Annotated in this window: 20 protein-coding genes and 1 pseudogene; 12 read left to right on the top strand and 9 right to left on the bottom strand. The window is 57.3% G+C overall.

Going from position 1 to position 19,547, the window contains the following annotated elements; translation table 11 throughout:
* Nucleotides 1–9: 9 nt before the first annotated feature.
* From DXX3274_RS02570 to DXX3274_RS02590, 6 genes and pseudogenes are all read left to right on the top strand, one after another.
* A complete protein-coding gene (locus DXX3274_RS02570) occupies nt 10–1,014 on the top strand; it encodes an ABC transporter permease (protein WP_042858404.1) in 1,005 nt (334 codons plus the stop codon).
* Between the two features lie 27 nt (nt 1,015–1,041).
* Nucleotides 1,042–1,863 carry an ABC transporter permease gene (locus DXX3274_RS02575; protein ID WP_042858405.1) on the top strand — a complete coding sequence of 274 codons (822 nt, stop codon included), beginning with the start codon at nt 1,042–1,044 and terminating at the stop codon, nt 1,861–1,863.
* On the top strand, nt 1,856–3,451 hold the full coding sequence (locus DXX3274_RS02580) for an ABC transporter ATP-binding protein (RefSeq protein ID WP_042858407.1): 1,596 nt from the start codon (nt 1,856–1,858) through the stop codon (nt 3,449–3,451). Before DXX3274_RS02575 ends, DXX3274_RS02580 begins: the two co-directional genes overlap by 8 nt.
* 112 nt (nt 3,452–3,563) lie before the next feature.
* Nucleotides 3,564–4,041 (top strand): annotated as a pseudogene (locus tag DXX3274_RS22575) (Hcp family type VI secretion system effector).
* 63 nt (nt 4,042–4,104) lie between these two features.
* Nucleotides 4,105–4,704, top strand: coding sequence for a pesticin C-terminus-like muramidase (locus DXX3274_RS02585; protein ID WP_042858409.1), 600 nt, complete (start codon nt 4,105–4,107; stop codon nt 4,702–4,704).
* Nucleotides 4,701–5,081 carry a DUF1311 domain-containing protein gene (locus DXX3274_RS02590; protein ID WP_042858410.1) on the top strand — a complete coding sequence of 127 codons (381 nt, stop codon included), beginning with the start codon at nt 4,701–4,703 and terminating at the stop codon, nt 5,079–5,081. The genes DXX3274_RS02585 and DXX3274_RS02590 overlap by 4 nt, the downstream gene beginning before the upstream one ends.
* 124 nt (nt 5,082–5,205) lie before the next feature.
* On the opposite strand, the gene DXX3274_RS02595 is transcribed toward DXX3274_RS02590, so the two are convergent.
* The 7 genes from DXX3274_RS02595 to pyrB all read right to left on the bottom strand — a co-directional run bounded on the left by DXX3274_RS02595 (nt 5,206) and on the right by pyrB (nt 11,314).
* Nucleotides 5,206–5,940, bottom strand: coding sequence for a proteasome-type protease (locus DXX3274_RS02595; protein ID WP_042858411.1), 735 nt, complete (start codon nt 5,938–5,940; stop codon nt 5,206–5,208).
* Nucleotides 5,941–5,968: 28 nt separating this feature from the next.
* Nucleotides 5,969–6,790, bottom strand: coding sequence for a transglutaminase family protein (locus DXX3274_RS02600; RefSeq protein WP_042858412.1), 822 nt, complete (start codon nt 6,788–6,790; stop codon nt 5,969–5,971).
* Nucleotides 6,787–7,716, bottom strand: a complete 930-nt coding sequence (locus DXX3274_RS02605; protein WP_042858413.1) for an alpha-E domain-containing protein — start codon at nt 7,714–7,716, stop codon at nt 6,787–6,789. Before DXX3274_RS02605 ends, DXX3274_RS02600 begins: the two co-directional genes overlap by 4 nt.
* Entirely contained in the window at nt 7,710–9,149 is a 1,440-nt protein-coding gene (locus tag DXX3274_RS02610; RefSeq protein ID WP_042858414.1) for a circularly permuted type 2 ATP-grasp protein, read from the bottom strand. The genes DXX3274_RS02605 and DXX3274_RS02610 overlap by 7 nt, the downstream gene beginning before the upstream one ends.
* A 248-nt stretch (nt 9,150–9,397) precedes the next feature.
* On the bottom strand, nt 9,398–9,784 hold the full coding sequence (gene ridA, locus DXX3274_RS02615) for a 2-iminobutanoate/2-iminopropanoate deaminase (protein ID WP_042858416.1): 387 nt from the start codon (nt 9,782–9,784) through the stop codon (nt 9,398–9,400).
* Nucleotides 9,785–9,897: 113 nt separating this feature from the next.
* Nucleotides 9,898–10,362, bottom strand: a complete 465-nt coding sequence (pyrI, locus tag DXX3274_RS02620; RefSeq protein ID WP_042858418.1) for an aspartate carbamoyltransferase regulatory subunit — start codon at nt 10,360–10,362, stop codon at nt 9,898–9,900.
* Nucleotides 10,363–10,378: 16 nt separating this feature from the next.
* Nucleotides 10,379–11,314, bottom strand: a complete 936-nt coding sequence (gene pyrB, locus DXX3274_RS02625) for an aspartate carbamoyltransferase (RefSeq protein WP_038662949.1) — start codon at nt 11,312–11,314, stop codon at nt 10,379–10,381.
* 408 nt (nt 11,315–11,722) lie between these two features.
* Here pyrB and DXX3274_RS02630 point away from each other — a divergent pair, with 408 nt between their 5' ends.
* The 3 genes from DXX3274_RS02630 to DXX3274_RS02645 all read left to right on the top strand — a co-directional run bounded on the left by DXX3274_RS02630 (nt 11,723) and on the right by DXX3274_RS02645 (nt 15,687).
* Nucleotides 11,723–12,190 carry a YhcH/YjgK/YiaL family protein gene (locus DXX3274_RS02630; RefSeq protein ID WP_042858419.1) on the top strand — a complete coding sequence of 156 codons (468 nt, stop codon included), beginning with the start codon at nt 11,723–11,725 and terminating at the stop codon, nt 12,188–12,190.
* A 569-nt stretch (nt 12,191–12,759) separates the two neighbouring features.
* On the top strand, nt 12,760–14,184 hold the full coding sequence (locus DXX3274_RS02640) for a PTS transporter subunit EIIC (protein WP_050569789.1): 1,425 nt from the start codon (nt 12,760–12,762) through the stop codon (nt 14,182–14,184).
* 66 nt (nt 14,185–14,250) lie between these two features.
* A complete protein-coding gene (locus tag DXX3274_RS02645) occupies nt 14,251–15,687 on the top strand; it encodes a 6-phospho-beta-glucosidase (protein WP_042858421.1) in 1,437 nt (478 codons plus the stop codon).
* A gap of 178 nt (nt 15,688–15,865) precedes the next feature.
* Here DXX3274_RS02645 and argF read toward each other — a convergent pair whose 3' ends face one another.
* Nucleotides 15,866–16,888, bottom strand: a complete 1,023-nt coding sequence (gene argF / locus DXX3274_RS02650; protein WP_042858422.1) for an ornithine carbamoyltransferase — start codon at nt 16,886–16,888, stop codon at nt 15,866–15,868.
* A gap of 162 nt (nt 16,889–17,050) precedes the next feature.
* Between argF and rraB the strand changes: the two genes are divergently transcribed.
* Nucleotides 17,051–17,479: a ribonuclease E inhibitor RraB gene (gene rraB, locus DXX3274_RS02655; protein WP_042858423.1), complete on the top strand. Its 429-nt coding sequence runs from the start codon at nt 17,051–17,053 to the stop codon at nt 17,477–17,479.
* Between the two features lie 75 nt (nt 17,480–17,554).
* Here the strand turns inward: rraB and DXX3274_RS02660 are convergent, their stop codons facing one another.
* Complete coding sequence (locus tag DXX3274_RS02660; RefSeq protein WP_042858424.1) at nt 17,555–18,058, bottom strand: GNAT family N-acetyltransferase; 504 nt, start codon at nt 18,056–18,058, stop codon at nt 17,555–17,557.
* A gap of 345 nt (nt 18,059–18,403) precedes the next feature.
* Here DXX3274_RS02660 and DXX3274_RS02665 point away from each other — a divergent pair, with 345 nt between their 5' ends.
* A complete protein-coding gene (locus tag DXX3274_RS02665; RefSeq protein WP_042858425.1) occupies nt 18,404–18,991 on the top strand; it encodes a helix-turn-helix domain-containing protein in 588 nt (195 codons plus the stop codon).
* A gap of 27 nt (nt 18,992–19,018) precedes the next feature.
* Entirely contained in the window at nt 19,019–19,501 is a 483-nt protein-coding gene (locus tag DXX3274_RS02670; protein ID WP_042858427.1) for a GNAT family N-acetyltransferase, read from the top strand.
* The last annotated feature ends 46 nt before the right edge of the window (nt 19,502–19,547 follow it).

Genomic DNA, 19,547 nt, shown 5'->3' on the forward strand with positions numbered 1-19,547 from the left:
GCGGGTAACGTGACGATTCTTCACCGATGGACCGATCTTCACCGATGGACCGAGCGCTACCCGTTGCTGACGCTGATTCTGCGGCGTCTGCTGGCGGGTGTGGCGATGATCGCGGTGGTATCGGTGCTGATTTTCGCCGGTATCCAGCTGTTGCCGGGCAACGCCGCCACCGCCATTCTGGGACAGACGGCGACGCCGGAAGCGGTGCGGGCGCTGAATGCTCAACTGGGGTTGGATCAGCCGGCGGTTTCCCGCTATCTCGGCTGGCTGTGGGGCGTGCTGGGCGGCGATTTCGGCCACAGCTTCACCAGCCGTCAGAGCATTGCGCCGGTGCTGGCCTACCGGCTGGAAAACACGCTGTTTCTGGCCGGCTGCACGGCGGTGATTGCGGTGCCGCTGGCGCTGCTGGTAGGCTTTCTGTCGGTGCGTTATCAGGGCAGTTGGCTGGACAGGCTACTGAACCTGTTTACCCGCGTCGCGGTGGCGCTGCCGGAGTTTTTCTCCGGCTACCTGCTGATTCTGATTTTTTCCATCACCCTGTTCTGGCTGCCGAGCAACAGCAGCGTCAGCGATGGTATGCCGCTCGGCGCGCATCTGACCGCCATCGCGTTACCGTGCCTGACGCTGGTGCTGGCGGTGCTGGGGCACATGAGCAACATGACCCGCGCGGCGCTGATCGGCGCTCAAAACGCGGCCTATGTCGACACGGCGTTGCTAAAAGGGATGTCGCCTTCCGCTATCCTGCTGCGCCACGTGCTGCCCAACGCCTGGGGGCCGATCATCAACGTTATCGTGCTCAACCTGGCGTATCTGATGGTGGGGGTGGTGATCGTCGAAAGCGTGTTTGTCTACCCAGGGCTGGGGCAGTACATGGTCGATAGCATCAGCAAGCGCGACATGCCGGTGATTCAGGGCTGCGCGCTGGTGCTGGCGACGATTTACATCCTGCTTAATCTGCTGGCGGACGTGGTATCGCTGATGGCGAATCCGCGTTTGCGCCATGCCCGGCGGTAATGCCGTCAACCGAATGGATATCCGTACATGCCTGCTGTGAAACCTTCCGTGGCGTTCGGCCTGCTGGGGCTGAGCCTGTTTATTGGGGTGGCGCTGTTTGCGCCCTGGATTGTGCCTTACCCGGCCGACAAGGTGGTCGGCGGCGCCTGGTTGGGGCCGATGCCGCAGGTCTGGTTCGGCACCGACAATATCGGGCGCGATCTGTTCTCCCGTTTAGTCTGGGGCACCCGCACCTCGCTGGCGGTGACCGCGCTGGCGGCCGCACTGGCGTTTGTGCTGGGCACCGGGCTGGGGTTTCTGGCCGGGGTATGCGGCGGCTGGGTCGACCAACTGATTTCCCGCGTTAACGACGTGCTGATGGCGATCCCGACGCTGATTCTGGCGCTGGTGGTATTGGCGATGCTGCCGAAAAGCACGCTGATCATCATTCTGGTGCTGGGCGTGCTGGAAGCCACCCGCGTGCTGCGCGTTTCGCGCGCGCTGGCGGTGGATATCGCCACGCAGGAGTTCATCGAAGCGGCGCGCATGCGCGGCGAGTCGATGGGCTGGATTCTGTGGCGCGAAATTTTGCCGAACGCGCGCAACACGCTGGTGGCGGAGTTCGCGCTGCGTTTCATCTTCATCCTGCTGTTTCTGTCGGCGTTGTCGTTTCTGGGGCTGGGGATTCAGCCGCCGACCGCCGACTGGGGCGGGCTGGCGCGCGACAACAAAGACGGCATTCTGTTTGGCGTGTGGGCGGCGCTGGTGCCGGGGGCGGCTATCGCCCTGCTGGCGGTGTCGCTCAATGTGGTGGCCGACTGGCTGCTGAGCCGCGATGGGCGTAACTGGCGCGGAGGCCGTCATGAGTGAGTTGCTGCGGGTTGAACAGCTGCGCGTCACGGCGGGCGGACGGGCGCTGGTGCAGGACATCAGCTTCACTCTCAATAAAGGCGAAGTGCTGGGGCTGATTGGCGAGTCCGGCGCGGGCAAGTCCACCATCGGCCAGGCGATTCTCGGCCACTGTCGTCACGGTATGCGTATCGACAGCGGGCACATCTGGTTTCAGAACGGCGATAAAAGCAGCGACCTGGCGGCGTTATCGGAGCGGCAGTTACGACGGGTGCGCGGCGCGCGCATCGCGTATGTGGCGCAGTCGGCCAGCGCGTCGTTCAACCCGGCGCAGCGCATCGGCGAGCAGGTGATTGAAACGGCGGTACGCCACGGCGTGCTCTCGCGTCAGCAGGCCATCGCGCGGGCGATCGAACTGTTTGCCCAGCTGTCGCTGCCGGAACCGCAGATCTTTTTCCAACGCTATCCGCATCAGGTGTCCGGCGGGCAGTTGCAGCGGGCGATGATCGCGATGGCGATGTGCGCCGGCCCCGATCTGATTATTTTCGACGAGCCTACCACCGCGCTGGACGTCACCACCCAGCTCGGGGTGCTCAACGCCATCGATGATATTATCCGCCTGACCGGCGTGGCTGCGCTGTATATCAGTCACGATCTGGCGGTGGTGGCGCAAATCAGCCACCGCATCATGGTGCTGCGTCACGGCCGTCAGGTGGAAACCGGCGACACCACGCAATTGCTGGAAAAGCCAGCCGAAGCGTACACCCGCGCGCTGCTACAGGCGCGCGGCGAGCCGAAAACGCCGCAACCGGCGACCGGCGACATGTTGCTGGATATCCGCCATCTTGATGCCCGTTACCAGCAACAACCGGTATTGCAGGACGTGTCGTTGCAACTGGCGCGCGGACGCACGCTGGCGGTGATCGGCGAATCCGGCTCCGGCAAGTCGACGCTCGGGCGTACCCTGTGCGGGCTGCTGGCCCCGGCGGGCGGCGAGATTCGGTTGAGTGGCGACGCCTTGCCGCCGCGACTGGCGCAGCGCACTCGCGCCCAGTTGCAATCTGTCCAGATGATTCACCAGCACCCGGATACCGCGCTCAACCCGCGCCTGCCGATCGGCGTGCAGATTGAGCGGGCGATGGTGTGCCTGACCCAACTGGACGCCGCGACGCGACGTTCACGCGTGAACGATCTGCTGCATCAGGTTGGGTTGCCGCCGGAAATGGCGCAGCGTTATCCCACCGCGCTGTCCGGCGGTCAAAAACAGCGGGTATGCATCGCCCGCGCGCTGGCGGCGCAGCCGTCGCTTATCGTCTGCGACGAACCGACATCGGCGTTGGACCCGCTGGTGGCGCGCGACGTGCTCTCGCTACTGCGCCAGATCCAGCAGGAAACCGGCGTCGCCTACCTGTTCATCACCCACGATTTACACGTGGTGCGGGAAGTGGCCGACACCGTGGCGGTGCTGCGCCAGGGCCGCATTATCCGACAGGGACCGGTGACGCAAGCGCTGTCGCCGCCGCTGGACGATTACACACAGCAACTGCTGCTGGCGGTGCCGGAAATGCGCTGCGGCTGGCTGCGGGAAGTGATGGAAAAGGGGCTATGATTAGCTGTGATTATCAGGTTCTGTTTGCCTTGCGCGCTATATGTTCAAGGATATACTTGGGGTGATCTTTACATGGACTTTATGATGATCTAAGTGAACAAGGAGTATTTTTATGTCACATCTGATTTATTTAACGCTAGAGGGAAACCAGCAAGGATTAATTTCTTCTGGTTGTTCAACCTTTGATTCTATTGGAAATAGATATCAAAGTGGGCATGAGGACCAGATACAAGTATTAGGCTTAAGTCACTCTATAACCAGAGATGATAATATTGCTCATCATCCTATACAACTAATTAAACCGATAGATAAGTCATCACCATTACTTGGTATGTCTATTACTTCTAATGAGAAACTCACTGCTAATTTTTTTTTATAGAACGAACTCGGCTGGGCAATTAGAAATTTTCTATGAGCTGAAGTTAATAGATGCCAGAGTTGTGGATGTATCATCTTCCTACCCTCACTCCATTAATAGTAATGAAACTCTGCCATATGAAGTGATTAGATTGAAGTACAAGTCAATAGAGTGGTCACATAAAACAGCAGGGACATCAGGGTATAGTATATGGAATGATGATTGTGAATAATATTTCATGGGCTCAATCCTGATGTTTTTTAATTAATAAAGGATTTATATAGAGGGAGAGGGAATGGATATCAAAGAAGGCCTCTTTACCTTCAATGCTGAGGGTGATGACATTCCTAATAGTCTCTATTTTTCAAGAAAGATCCATTGGCCTGGTAATCCGTCTATTTGCAAGGATATAGCATCTGGAGTGACGATAGGAAGAGGATTCGATCTTGGTCAAAGAACTCAAACTGAGTCATATTATCACCTTATGAGTGCAGGTATTCCACAAGATAAGGCAATTCTGATCTCAGAAGGAGCAGGGATGCATGGATGTGAAGCATCAGCGTTTGTTATGCAAAACAGAGATAAAGTTGGCGAAATAACGCACTCTCAGCAAGCTAATCTGTTTAAACTATCATTTTCTATGTATATTACAAGAGCTAAAGGTTTTTATAATAAGTATAAAAATTCCAATGCCGTCTCTTGGGGAGATATGAATAGCAGAATAAAAAATATATTTATTGATATGATTTATCAAGGTGCGATGAGAGTTAGATATGTCTCTTCTTTTGAGAGAAACGATCCTGAAGATGTTATTCTGCTTATAAATAAAACACCCAGTTTGTCTGCTTATGATAAAAGTAGAAAAAGAATCGTCTATTTAAAGGAGGGGCAATGAAATTTATAATTTTTGTTGTTTTATTTTTATCATTCTCATCTCAGGCAAGTGATATTCAATCCTGTTATGACAAAAAAGTGACGGCGTATATTCAGAGTTGCATGGAGGCTTTAGCTCATGATGAGAATAAAAAATATCATGATGAATATGATCGTTTCATCAAAAGCATTCATCGTGAAGATTTGACTAATTATAATGATTTTGTTGAATCGACTAATAGCACTAAAATTTTTTGGGAAAAATATATTGCCAGTGAGTGCCAGGCTGAAGGGTTGTTAAACATCAAAGACTCTCCAGCTTACGCTATCGCTTATAATGAGTGCATGATTAAAGCTTACAGAATCAGAGTGACTTTTTATAAAAATTACCCATTCTGATTTTTTAATGCAATATACCTCGACCCAAAATAATTTGAGTTACAGGAAAACCAACGCACCTGTAACTCAAATTATTTAGGGTCGAGGGGCAATCTTTGAATACTCCTCGACAACAACGTACACCTTATCCCTGCGCCGGAAACGGCGGCAGTTGACGGAAGGTATTCAGTAGTCCTTCCGACCAGGCTTTGCGGATGGCGATGAAGTAAGGGTTGTTTTCGGTGATGCGGTGCTGTTCGCCGGCATCGAAGCTGCCGGTGCGATAAATCATCACGTCCAGCGGCAGGCCGACCGACAGGTTGCTGCGCAGCGTGGAGTCGATGGAAATCAGCGCGCAGCACATCGCCTGTTCCAGCGAGGTGTCCGCCGTCAGCACCCGGTCGATAATCGGTTTGCCGTACTTGCTTTCGCCGATCTGAAAGTAGGGGGTGTCGACGGTGGCTTCGATAAAATTGCCTTCCGGGTAGATGTGGAACAGCCGCGGCGTTTCGTCGCCAATCTGCCCGCCCAGCAGCAGGTTGCAGCCGAAATTGGTGCTGCTGCCGTTTTGCTGGGCCTGGCTGTCGCGGTGAATGACCTCGCGCACGGTTTCGCCCACCAGCGTGGCGGCGTCGTACAGCGTGCTGACCTGCATCAGGTTCGGCGTGTGCTGGTCTTGAATGCGGGCGTTCAGCAGGCTGATGATGCTCTGGGTGGTGGCGAGATTGCCGGCGGACTGCAGCACCAGCACCCGTTCGCCTTCCTGACGGAACACATGGAGCTTTCTGAAGGTTGCGATGTGGTCGACCCCCGCGTTGGTGCGGGAGTCGGAAGCGAAAACCAGACCGTCAGACAGACGCATGGCCACACAGTAGGTCATACAACACCTTTTGATTAAACAGTGCTCACTATTGCTGTTGTTGCACCTGCTGCTGTCGCTCAAACAGGCTCACTTCAGCCTCGGAAAACATCTCTTCACAACCACCGCCGAGGCGGCTGCCGCGCACCGGGCAGGCATCCAGATAATCCATCCCCACCGCCAGCCGCAAGTGCTGATTGAGCCGGCGGGTATTGTTGGTGATATCAAAACTGTGCCAGCGCTCGTTCAGCCAGGCCTCGGCCCAGGCGTGCATCGCCACGTGCTCGGTATCCCGGCTGTAAACGTAGCCGCTGACGTAGCGCGCCGGAATGCGCAGGCTGCGACAGCAGGCCAGGAACACGTGGGTGTGATCCTGACACACCCCTTTGCCTTTGGCAAAAGCCGCCGCCGCGGTATCGTGCACCCGGGTGGCGCCGGGAGTATACGGCATTTTCAGCCGTAGTTCCGCCATCAGCGTTTCCAGGCTGCCCGCCGGGTCGGCCTCGCGGTAATAGCGCCGGGCAAACTCGCGGATCGGCTCGTCCGCCTCGGTCAGCTCGGTGACGCGCAGGAACACCAGCGGCGACAGCGACTCGCTGCTCTCCTCGGGCTGCTCTTCTCCATTATCGGCGATTTCCACCACGCCCTGAGCGTGGATCAGAATGTCGTGATGAGGATGGTCCAGCGTCAGTACGTGCATCAGGTTGCCGTAGGCGTCGGTGGTGGCGACCGCCGAGGCCGGCAGCGTCAGCTTCCAGTCGCGGATGCGCTGGCGGGCGGAACTCTGCGGCGTGAGCCGCAGGTACTGGGTGCTGAACTTCACTTCTTCATCGTAACGGTAGTGGGTCAGGTGATTGATGGTGAGTTTCATAGCGCCTCCAGATAGGTGTGACGGATGCTGTCAGCCAGTTCATTGATTTTGATGAGGAAACGACTGAGGTAATGTTGCAGGTCGTCGGCCAGTACGTCGTCGATCGAGCCGAAGCGCAGCTCCACGTGCAGCAGGTGGGCCAGCCGCTGCGGGATGCGCGCCCGTTCGCTGCCGATCATCTCCAGCTGTTGTACCAGATCGCCCACGCAGGCGTGCAGCGAGCGCGGCACGTCGTTGCGCAGCACCAGCAATTCGGTGACGGTTTCCCGGCTGATGGGCTGGCGATAAATACTGTGGTACGCCTCGCGGGCGCTCACCGCGCGCAGCAGGGTGTCGAGCCGGTAGTATTCACGCACCGGGTCCGGGTCGTTGTTGAGTTGCTGATCCTTGACCGCCAGCAATTGCGCGGTAGCGAACGCCCGTTCGATCAGGGTGCCGATGCGGATAAAACACTGGGCGTCGTTGCGCAGCAGGGTGCCGAACATGGCGCCGCGAAACAGGTGCGCACGCTCTTTCACCCAGTCGAAAAAGGCGTCGATGCCGATCTTGTCCACCCCGGACTGCCGCAGGTTACGGATGTCGATGCGGGTGGTGTTGATGCATTCCCACACTTCGGACGACAGGCTGCCGCGCACCGCGTGGGCGTTATTCCACGCCATTTCGATGCAACTGTAGATGCTGCTGGGGTTGTGGCTGTCCAGCGCAAAGAAGTTCAGCAGGTTGTTCATGGTGAAGCGGGCGTAGCGCTGCTGAAACAGCTCGTGAGTAAACGTCAGGTTGAGCGGCAGCGACAGGTCATGCTGCTGCTGGTTGTGACGCGGCATCATCGACAGCTTGTAGGTGACGTCCAGCACGCGCGCAAAACTCTCCGCCCGTTCCAGATAACGGGCCATCCAGTACAGTTCGCTGGCGGTACGGCTTAGCATGATTCGTCCTCCTCCATCACCCAGGTGTCCTTGGTGCCGCCTCCTTGCGAGGAGTTCACCACCAGCGAGCCTTCGGTCAGCGCCACGCGGGTCAGCCCGCCGGGCACCAGCCGGATCTCCTCGCCGTACAGCACGAACGGGCGCAGGTCGATATGGCGCGGCGCCAGTCCTTCCTCGACAAACGTCGGGCAGGTGGAGAGCGCCAGCGTGTCCTGAGCAATATAGTTGCCGGGGTTGGCCAGCAACCGCTGGCGGAAATCCTCGATTTGCTGGCGGGTGGATTTGGGACCGACCAGCATGCCGTAGCCGCCCGCGCCGTGAACCTCTTTCACCACCATGCTGTCCAGATGAGCCAGCACGTAGCTGAGATCGTCGGGCTTGCGGCACTGCCAGGTGGGAATATTGCCGAGAATCGGCTCTTCGGACAGGTAAAAGCGGATCATCTCCGGCACGTAAGGGTAGATGGATTTGTCGTCCGCCACGCCGGTGCCGATGGCGTTCGCCAGCACCACGCCGCCGGTGCGGTACACCGACAGCAGCCCCGGCACGCCGAGCATCGAATCGGCGCGGAACGCCAGCGGGTCGAGGAAGGCGTCGTCGAGGCGGCGGTAGATCACATCCACCCGGCACGGGCCTTCGGTGGTGCGCATATACACCGCGCCTTCTTTGACAAACAGGTCGGCGCTTTCCACCAGTTCTACCCCCATTTGCTGGGCGAGGAAGCTGTGCTCGAAATAGGCGCTGTTGAAGCGGCCCGGCGTCATTACCACCACCGTCGGGTCGTCGACGTGGGTGCTTTCCCGCAGCGTCTGCAGCAGGTAGCTGGGGTAACGCTCCACCGGCGCGATATGCTGGCTGGCGAACAGGTCCGGGTAGAGCCGCATCATCATTTTGCGGTTTTCCAGCATATAGGACACGCCGGACGGCGTGCGCAGGTTGTCTTCCAGCACGTAATAGTGGCCGTCGCTGTTGCGCACCATGTCGATGCCGGTGATGTGGGCGTAGATATTGTTATGCAAGTCGACGCCCTGCATGCACGGTTGATACTGCTCGTTGGCGAGCACCTGTTCGCGGGGCACGATGCCGGCGTTGAGAATGTGTTGCTGATGGTAGATGTCGTAGAGGAAGGCATTGAGGGCTTTGACGCGCTGGCGAATGCCAAGGTCAAGCATACGCCATTCATGGGCCGGAATAATGCGCGGCACGCTGTCAAAAGGAATCAGGCGCTCGGTGCCGCCTTCTTCGCCATACACATTAAAGGTAATCCCCACCCGGTGGAACAGCAGTTCCGCCTGTTCTTTCTTCTGGCGGATAGCGTGCTGGTCGGTCTGTTGCAACCATTGCCAGTAGGCGTCGTAGTGCTGGCGTTGCCCGCCTTCTGCGCTGAGCATCTCATCGTAGTAAGGCGCGGTCGGAAGCGTCATTTTTATCATTGTCGTCCCCTGCATTCCGCTTGATGGAAGATACCGTGAAAAATGCAGAAAGCATGCCAGCGTGGTAAATGAGGTGCTTATTGCTGACAACGGGGAAAAACTGCACTTCGCTGGTGCAAATGACGACGAACGTTGCGCTATGGCGGGGTGATGCAGTGAAAATAACGAGAGAGAATGGTGCGATGGCGGGGCGGGCGCACCGGCGTGAAACACCCGGCGCGCGGTACAACGCGGCCGGGTAACTGACGTTAACCGCGAACCGCGATAGCTTCGATTTCGATTTTCACATCTTTCGGCAGGCGGGCCACTTCCACGCAGGAGCGAGCCGGGAACGGCGCGTTGTGCTCGGAGAAGAAGGCTTCGTACGCAGCGTTAACCGTGGCGAAGTCGTTCAGGTCTTTCACGAACACCGTGGTTTTGACGATGTTGCCCACTTTCAGACCGGCCGCTTCCACGATGGCTTTCACGTTTTCCAGCGACTGACGGGCCTGTGCGGTGACGTCGTCCGGCACCAGACCGGTTTTCGGATCCACCGGGATCTGGCCGGAGGTGATGATCATGCTGCCCAGGTCAACACCCTGAACATAAGGGCCGATGGCGGCCGGAGCCTGTTCCGTACTGATAATGCGTGACATGTTTTCTCCTGATTATGTCTGAAATGATGCGACTCCCGCATTATTCCAAAAAGCCCGCCGTCAGGCCAATACCGCAATCCGATAGGCGGCGTTTTCCTGACGGCAACCGCGTATCAGTGGCTGTTCAGCACTGCCTGACGTTCAAACTCTTTCTCGCAGTATTTGCATTTCAGCTGCACGTCGTCGCCGCGCTGTTTCACGCCGAAGGCGGAGTTGACCGGCTCGCTGCGGCTGATGCAGTTGCTGTTGGGGCAGGTCAGTACGCCTTCGATGTGCGACGGCAATTGCGGGTGCAGCTTGCGCACCACTTCGTAGTTGTCGATCTGGTTAACGGTAGCCTGCGGCGCGTACATCGCCAACTGGTTGGCCTGTTCTTCGGTCAGGAAGATGTTTTCGATCTTGATCAGATCCTTGCGGCCCAGGTGGTTGGACGGCAGGTTCAGGCCGATGGTGATGCGCTGGTCGGTGGCGGTCAATTTGAACAGCGTCAGTAACTTGAAGCCCACCTGCGCCGGAATATGGTCGATCACGGTGCCGCGTTTGATGGCTTCTACCTGTAATTTATTGTCGTGAGTCATGTTGTATGCTCCTCTCTCACAGAACCAGTTCGCTGTTCAGAACCAGCGCCAGCAGAGCCTGGCGCGCGTAAATACCGTTGCCCGCCTGCTGGAAGTAGTAGGCGTAAGGGGTACTGTCCACGTCGGTGGTGATTTCATCGATGCGCGGCAGCGGGTGCAGCACTTTCAGGTTGTCGCGGGCGCTGCCGAGGTCGGCGGCGCGCAGGATAAACTGCGACTTGATGTTGATGTACTCCGACGGGTCCAGCCGTTCTTTCTGCACGCGAGTCATGTACAGAATGTCCAGTTGCGGCGCCACTTCCTCAATGCTGGTGTGCAGGCTGTAGGGGATATCTTTCTCTTTCAGCATATTGAGGATGTAATCCGGCATCGCCAGCGCGTCCGGGGAGATGAAGTAGAAGCGGTTGCCGTCGAACTTGGCCAGCGCCTGAGTCAGCGAGTGTACGGTGCGGCCGTATTTCAGGTCGCCGACCATGGCGATATTGATGTTGTTCAGACGGCCCTGGGTTTCCTGAATGGTGAACAGGTCCAGCAGCGTCTGGGACGGGTGCTGGTTGGCGCCGTCGCCGGCGTTGAATACCGGCACGCCGCCGGAGAATTCGGTCGCCAGTCGCGCCGCGCCTTCCTGCGGGTGGCGCATTACGATGGCGTCCACATAGTTGCTGATGACCGAAATGGTGTCCGCCAGGGTTTCGCCTTTCTTGCCGAGCGAGGTGTTGTTGCTGTCGGCAAACCCGACCACCGACGCGCCCAGCCGGTGAATGGCGGTTTCAAACGACAGACGGGTACGGGTGGAGGCTTCAAAGAAACAGCTGGCAATCACTTTGTGCTTCAGCAGTTCCGGCTGCGGACGGGCTTTCAGGCTGGCCGCCACCTTGAGCGTCAGTTCCAGATCGTCCCGGCTGAGATCGTTGATTGAGATGATGTGTCTTTTATATAGCGGATTGACCATTTGGCTATGCTCCCCTCGGTTAGGCCCGGTAAACAAACGGTATGACGGCGGCGACAGGCAAAAAAAAGCCCCTCAACGAGGGGCTTTTTTTACGAATCTGTCAGGCAACGGAAGGAAAAACGCTGTCATGCCGCCAACAGGCAGTTGCGGTTCGGCACTCACAAAAACAGCAGCGTCAGACATGATCCCTCCGGCAAATTGTCCGGAATTATACGCGCCGAAGAGGTGAATTCAAGCAGAAAAACGCTGTCTTTTCGCGATAGGCAATCGGTTGCGGTTGATTGTTTCATAGTAAGAAGAAACGCATCGTTCGGATCACTTTTTTACTATCGCTGGCTGGCGACCCGATGCCGACAGGAGTATAAGGAATCAAAACGTTGTTTCAGTTTATTTATTTAAGGAGCGATCATGATTACCGGTAATGTCGACCATCTGGAACTGGTTCCCTATCTGCCCGTTAAACTGCGCGAGGCGATTGAGTATGTGAAGCAGCATATCAACGCCGATACTCCGCTGGGTAAGCACGATATCGACGGCAATAAAGTGTTTGTGCTGGTGTCGAACGACAGTACGGATCTGTTTGAGAAACGCCGCGCCGAGTATCACGCCAAATACCTGGACATCCAGATTGTGCTGAACGGCACCGAAGGCATGACCTTCAGCAACCTGCCGGCGGGCAAACCGGACGTGGACTGGCTGGCGGACAAGGACATCGCGTTCCTGCCGGCTGGCGAACAGGAAAAACAGTTTGTGCTGCATAAAGGCGACTTCGTGGTGTTCTTCCCCGGTGAAGTACACAAACCGCTGTGCGCGGTCGGCGCCCCGGCCCACGTGCGCAAGGCGGTTGTGAAGATCGACGCCTCGCTGGTGCTGTAATCTGTTATTTTATGCTTTCATATTGCCGACAAACCCTTAAGTGCAAGATGATGGGTTTTTCCGGCGTCAAAAACTGTGCTGAGGCGAGCGACTTCGCCGGGTGAGCGACAGGACGTCGCGAAAGCCCGTGCCGCGTCGGGAAAGCGTCACGGGCGGCCCGAACAGCGAAGGCGAACGCCGAAGGTACCGCGCAGCGGCACAGTTTAGCCCCCAGCCAGTGGTCAAGGAGAGGCGGCGTTTGAGCCTCTTCTTGTCGTGCGTGCGATAATGTGGAAAAGGAACAACCAAAGTCATCACGCACGAAATTTCTCACCGTTTTTGCATAAAATCGCCAGCAACAAGCCAATACGGCTGTTTGTCAACGGCCCACCTTTGTATTTTGACAGACCTCGTTTTTTCTCCTGATATCCCTTCTGTTAGCAGCGTATCGGATGTGATCCCGCCCGTAAAACCGACGTAAGGTTTTATGAAACCGGTTGCAGTAATAATGGCTTTCATGCAGTCTGAAACCGGTTTCAGTTGTGGTCGATCGACGAAGTGGTTACCAAATACCAACATAAGGTGGCGCCATGTCAGGGATCCGAGATTACGCGAAATTAGCGCAGAGCATTCTGCAGGAAGTGGGTGGTCAACCGAATATCGTCGATTTTTCCCGCTGCGCCACCCGGCTACGCCTGATACTGGCGCAAACGCCTGATAACGCGAAAGCGCGGATTCAGAGCCTGCCCGGCGTGATTGGCGTGGTGGAGAGCGCCGGTCAGTTTCAGGTGGTCATCGGCGTACATGTGGCAGAAGTGTACAGCCAGATGGCGGCGTTGCTCGGCGAGGGCGCGAAGCGCGGCGAAGAGCCTCGTCGACGCGTGCTGGATACGGTGATCGCCACCATGTCGGCGGTGTTCGCGCCGATTGTGTATATTCTGGCGGCGGCAGGGATACTGCAGGGCATACTGATCGTTATCCAGCAGTTCTCCGCCGGTTTTGCGCTGACCGGCACCTATCGCGTGCTCAATTTCATGTCCTGGACGCCGTTTGCCTTTCTGCCGGTGTTTATCGCCCTTACTGCTTCCCGTCATTTCCGCTGCAACATTTATATCGCGGTGCTGTGCTGCTGCGCGCTGATCAACCCGGAATGGACGGCGATGGCGGGGAAAATCGCCGCCGGCGAATCGATCACTCTGTTGGGGCTGCCGCTGGCGAAGACGGTGTATACCGCGTCGGTGTTGCCGCCGCTGTTTCTGGTGTGGGTGCTGGCGTGGGTGGAACGCCGGGTGGAAAAGCGATTGCCGGATATCGTCAGCGCGCTGTTTACCCCGCTGATCTGCTTTGTGATTGTGGTGCCGCTGACGCTGCTGTTGATCGGCCCGGCCAGCACCTGGGTCGCCACCGGGATCGCCGCCGGCTACAACGCGTTGTTCAATGCTTTCCCGGCGCTGGCGGCCGCGATTATTGGCGGCGTGTGGCAGATCATTGTGATCTTCGGCGTGCACTGGGGCATCACGCCGGTGGTGGTCGCCAACTTTGACCTGAACGGTTACGACTCGTTTCAGGCGTTCCAGACCGTCGCCGTGGTCGCCCAGATGGCGGCCGCCTTTGGCTGTTTTTTGAAAACGCGCAACCGTGAACTGAAAGCGCGTTCGATGTCGGCGGGGGTGACGGCGATTTTCGGCATCACCGAACCGGCTATTTACGGGGTGACGTTGCGCTACAAGAAACCCTTTATCTGCGGCTGCATCGGCGGTGCGGTGGGCGCGGTCGTCGCCAGCCTGTTCGGATCGCTGTATTACGCCTATGCCGCATTGCCGGGCGTGCTGACGGTGATCAACGCCATCAACCCGTCCGCACCGATGTCGTTTATCGGCGAGCTGGCCGGCTGCGGCGTGGCAATCGTGTTGACTATCGGGCTGGTGATGATAGTGGGGTTTGACGATCCGGTGGAGGAGCCGGCCGCGGCGCCAGCGGAGGCGGCGCCGACCCGGACCAGCACATCGGTTTGATATAACTGTGAATATTGAGTGCCTTGCCGTCGGCGTATGACGGCATTTAAAGAGGAGGTGGAGAGTATGAGTCAATTACCCGCAGGGTTCTTATGGGGTGGCGCGGTGGCTGCGCATCAGCTGGAAGGCGGCTGGAATGAAGGCGGCAAGGGCGTCAGCGTGGTCGATGTGCTGACCGCCGGCGCGCACGGCAAACTGCGGCGCATCACCGACGGCGTGATTCCCGGCGAGTCCTACCCGAACCATGAGGCAATCGATTTTTATCATCGTTATAAGGACGATATCGCGTTGTTTGCGGAAATGGGCTTCAAATGTTTTCGCACCAGCATCGCCTGGACGCGTATTTTCCCCAACGGCGACGAAGCGGAGCCGTGCGAGGCGGGGCTGAAGTTTTACGACGACCTGATCGACGAACTGCTCAAGCACGGTATCGAGCCGGTATTGACCCTCAGCCATTTCGAGATGCCGCTGCATCTGGTACAGCAGTACGACGGCTGGATGAGCCGCAAAACGCTGGACTGCTTCGTGCATTTCGCCGCCACGGTGATCGAACGTTATCAGCACAAAGTGAAGTACTGGATGACCTTCAACGAGATCAACAACCAGAAGAACGTATCGGCCGAGATTTTCGGCTGGATGTGTTCCGGAGTGAAGTTCCCGCAGAAGGAAAAACCGGAAGAGGCGATGTATCAGGCGGTGCATCATCAGTTTGTCGCCAGCGCGTTGGTGGTGAAAACCGCGCATGACATCAACCCGGATATAAAAGTGGGTTGCATGTGCTCGTTTGTGCCGTACTACCCGTATTCCTGCCATCCGGAAGACGTGATGCTGGCGGCGCGTTCGATGCATGACCGTTTCTACTTCTCCGATGTGCACGTGCGCGGCCACTATCCGGCCTATGCGAAACGCGAGTGGGCGCTCAAGGGCTACCACATCCATATGGAGCCGGAGGACGAGCGGATTCTGCAGGAAGGTAAGGCGGACTACATCGGCTTTAGCTACTACATGTCGAACGTGGTGAAACACGATGTGCAGAACGATATTGACGCCAGCATGGACGGCAGTTCCGAACATTCGATTGCCAATCCGCACCTGAAAGCCAGCGACTGGGGCTGGCAGATCGACCCGACCGGGCTGCGCTATGCGCTGGTGACGTTGTATGAACGTTATGAAGTGCCGCTGTTTATCGTAGAAAACGGGCTGGGCGCCGTCGATAAGCCGGATGCGAACGGCGTGTGTCAGGATGACTACCGTATCGATTATCTGCGTTCCCATATTGAAGCCATGAAGGCAGCGGTGTGGGAAGATGGCGTCGACCTGATGGGTTATACGCCGTGGGGCTGCATCGATCTGGTGTCGTTCACGACTGGCGAAATGGCGAAGCGTTACGGTTTCATCCACGTCGACAAGCACGACGACGGCACCGGGACGTTGAAACGTACGCCGAAGAAATCCTTCCATTGGTACCAGCGGGTAATCGCTTCGAACGGCGAAGAACTGTAAGCCGGGGCAGAACTGCTGGGATATGTGACTGGGCCGATAGCGTTGGTTTATCCGGCCCATACGCTGAGCCAAATCATCTATACCCGTCATACTTCAAGTTGCAGGTGCGTTGTTCAACACGCCAGCGTGTTGTCCTGCAACTCGAATTATTTAGGGTATATAGATTTGGCTCATATTCTCACTGCTTAATTTCGACGCTCTGGCTTAATGTCGCCACCATCACCGCTTTGATGGTGTGCATGCGGTTTTCCGCCTGATCGAACACAATGCTGTGGGCGGATTCAAACACATCGTTGGTGACTTCCATGCCATTGTGCAGGCCGTACTGCTCCGCCATCTGTTTGCCGAGCGTGGTCTGGTCGTCGTGGAACGCCGGCAGGCAATGGAGGAATTTCACCTGCGGGTTGCCGGTAGCGGCGATCATCGCGGCGTTAACCTGATACGGCCGCAGCAGGTCGATACGCAGCTGCCATACTTCTTTCGGTTCCCCCATCGAAACCCACACATCGGTATAGATGAAGTCCACGCCGTTCACCCCGGCCGCCACGTCTTCTGTCAGCGTGATCGAACCGCCGGTTTTGGCTGCCGCCGCCTGACACTCCGCCACCAGACCGGCATCCGGCCAGCAGGCTTTCGGGGCGATTAATCGCAGATCCAGCCCGGTGATGGCGGCGGCTTCCAGCATACTGTTGCCCATATTGTTGCGGGTGTCGCCCACGTAGGCCAGCTTCATGCCCGACAGCGATTTACCCGGCAGGTGCTCCTGCATGGTCAGCAGGTCCGCCAGTAACTGGGTCGGGTGGAATTCGTTGGTCAGACCGTTCCAGACCGGCACGCCGGAAAACTCGGCCAGCGTTTCCACCAGCACCTGGCCGTAACCGCGGTACTGGATGCCGTCGTACATGCGGCCCAACACCCGGGCGGTGTCTTTCATTGATTCTTTATGACCGATCTGGCTGCCGCTGGGGCCGAGGTAGGTGACTTGCGCGCCCTGATCGTATGCAGCAACTTCGAAAGAGCAACGAGTGCGGGTCGAATCTTTTTCGAAGATGAGTGCGATGTTTTTACCTTGCAGGTGGCGGGTCTCGGCGCCGTTTTTCTTATTGGTTTTGAGGGCGGCGGCGAGAGCCAGAAGGCTGCTGATTTCAGCCGGCGTGAAATCCATCAGCCGTAAAAAATGGCGCTTGTAGAACGGGTTCATCGTTGTCTTCTCCATGTGGCTCAACACTGAAGGTTGAATTAAAATTCACTTTATATGTGTAAATATTCAAATTCAAGTGCCGCATTCAAACTTTCTGGTGGAGAGAGAGGCTAGCCTGTGGGAAAATAACCCTATCTTTGCCGCTTTTATGAGGACTGAGACATGGCAAACCGCGAACTGCTGGAAGAACAACGTGAAGAGACCCGTCTGATCATTGAGGAATTGCTGGAGGACGGCAGCGATCCCGATGCGCTCTACACCATCGAACACCATTTCTCAGCCGAGAAGTTTGAAGATCTGGAGAAAGTGGCGGTGGATGCGTTCAAGCTGGGTTACGAAGTTACCGACGCCGAAGAAATGGAAATGGAAGACGGCGTGGTGTTGATGTGCTGCGATGCTATCAGCGAGGTGGCGTTGAACGCTGAGCTGATCGATCAGCAGGTGGAGCAACTGCTGGCGCTGGCCGAGCGTCATGGCGTCAATTACGACGGCTGGGGTACCTATTTTGAAGACCCGGACGGCGAGGATGAGGACGAATTCGGGGAAGACGAAGACTTCTACGATGAGGATGACGACGGCAAGCGTCACTGATTCTCGTGTTATCTATCGCCCGGCAACCGCCGGGCGATGTGTTTTCTGCGCGGCACAATGACTGCGCTGGCACCCTTACAGCGTTTTCAGCATCCTGACTTCACAATCCACATGACCAGTGCTGCCCATGGCGTGCGGGATATGCTCGAAGCCGAGTCTTTCATACAGGCGGATAGCGCTGGTCAGGTGCGCGGTGGTTTCCAGATAGCAGCGGCGAAACCCCTGCTCGCGGCCAAACGTCAGCGCCAGTTCCGCCAGTTGCCGGGCGATGCCCTGGCCGCGCGCCAGCGGCAGAAAATACATTTTTTGCAATTCGCAGATATCCGACTCGCCGCCAGACAACGGGGCCAGACCGCCGCCGCCCACTACTTCGCCGTTGCATTCCACCACCCAGTAAGCGCTGGCGGGGCGACAGTAGAGCTCGAACAACTGGTCCAGGTCCGGGTCGGACACGGTATATCCCTTGTCGGCCGTCAGGCCGAATTCAGCGGAAACCCGGCGTATCACGCTGGCAATCGCCGCGTTATCCGCGGCCGTGATCGGGCGGGTCAGCAATGGTGTGGACGCTGAAGTTGTCATGTTGCTCACTCTTGTCGGCAGAATCCTGTCAGGTCGAAAACGTCGGTAATCGGTTGGCGTTTCCCGATGATACGTGCTGTCGGTGATACGTACTGTCGTTTACACGTATCACCGATTATACGTACCGAGGCGTCGGCTCAAAACCCCGTTATTGATAAAGACGCACAACGAAAAGCGCAACAGTGGATCAGCGCCGCAGTAATCGCTCGCCAATGACGCGGCTCCCGCTGTTAAACATGCGCCCGGCATAATAACCCGTTCCCACCGCGTTTCGTTCTGAACATATCTTGATCTATTTTCTCATTTATGAGATTTTTTATCAAAATTGACATTTCAGGAGACGCGATGGAACCTTCCATTTCTGAAACCGATCGTCTTTCCGAAACCGATCGTCGGCTGGCCGGGCGGCTGGCGGCGCTGCGACGTGAGCGCGGCTGGTCGCTGGACGAACTGGCGCAGAACAGCGGCATCAGCCGCGCAACCTTATCCCGGCTGGAACGCATGGAGTCCAGCCCGACGGCGGCGTTGCTGGGCCGTCTGTGCGCGGTGTACGGCTGTACCTTATCGTGCCTGCTGGCCGAAGTGGAAACCCAATTGCCGCAGAAGCTGAGCGAAGCGCAACAACCGGTATGGATTGACCCGGAAACCGGGTTTGTCCGGCGCAGTATTTCTCCCCCTTCCGCCGGGTTTCGCGCCGAAATGATCCACGGCGAGTTGCCGGCCGGCGCGCGTATCGATTACAGCGCGCCGCCGTTGGCGGGCCTGGAGCATCACCTGTATGTGCTGGATGGTCAGTTGGCTATGACGCTGGAAGGCGTGGCGCACACGCTTGGCCCGCGGGACAGCCTGCGTTATCGCCTGTATGGCGCGTCCGGTTTCCATAATCCCGGTCCGGGCCCGGTTCGTTACCTGATTGCTATCTGCACCCCCTGATCTTTTTTTGCAACGGAGCTGATGATAATGACCAACACATCCCCGCGGGATCCGCTGGTGATCCGCAACGATGACCTGACCGGCGAGGCCACGCGAGCGCTGGTGGCCTTGCACCTGGCGGGTATGCACGATAATTCGCCGCCGGAGCAGGTGTTTGCGCTGGACTTGTCCGGTTTGCAGGCACCGGACATCACGTTCTGGAGCGTCTGGCGCGGCGAGCAGATCGCCGGTATCGGCGCGCTGAAAATGCTGCCGGACGGCAGTGGAGAACTGAAATCGATGCGCACCCATCCGCGGTGTTTGCGTCAGGGCGTGGCCGCGTGTCTGCTGGTCCATATTCTGGCCGAAGCGCGTCGGCGCGGCTTGCGCCGCCTGAGTCTGGAAACCGGCAGCGGTCCGGCATTTGAACCGGCATTGACGCTGTACCGCAAACACGGTTTTGTGAATGGCGAGGCGTTTTCTGAGTATACGGCCAGTGAATTCAATCAGTTCCTGCATCTGCCGCTGTAGATGGCGGCTTGGTTTATCTCTTTACCTCCGCGCACAGGCGACAATA

It is taken from the genome of Dickeya sp. NCPPB 3274 (assembly GCF_000406205.1).
Taxonomy (GTDB): Bacteria; Pseudomonadota; Gammaproteobacteria; order Enterobacterales; family Enterobacteriaceae; genus Dickeya; species Dickeya fangzhongdai.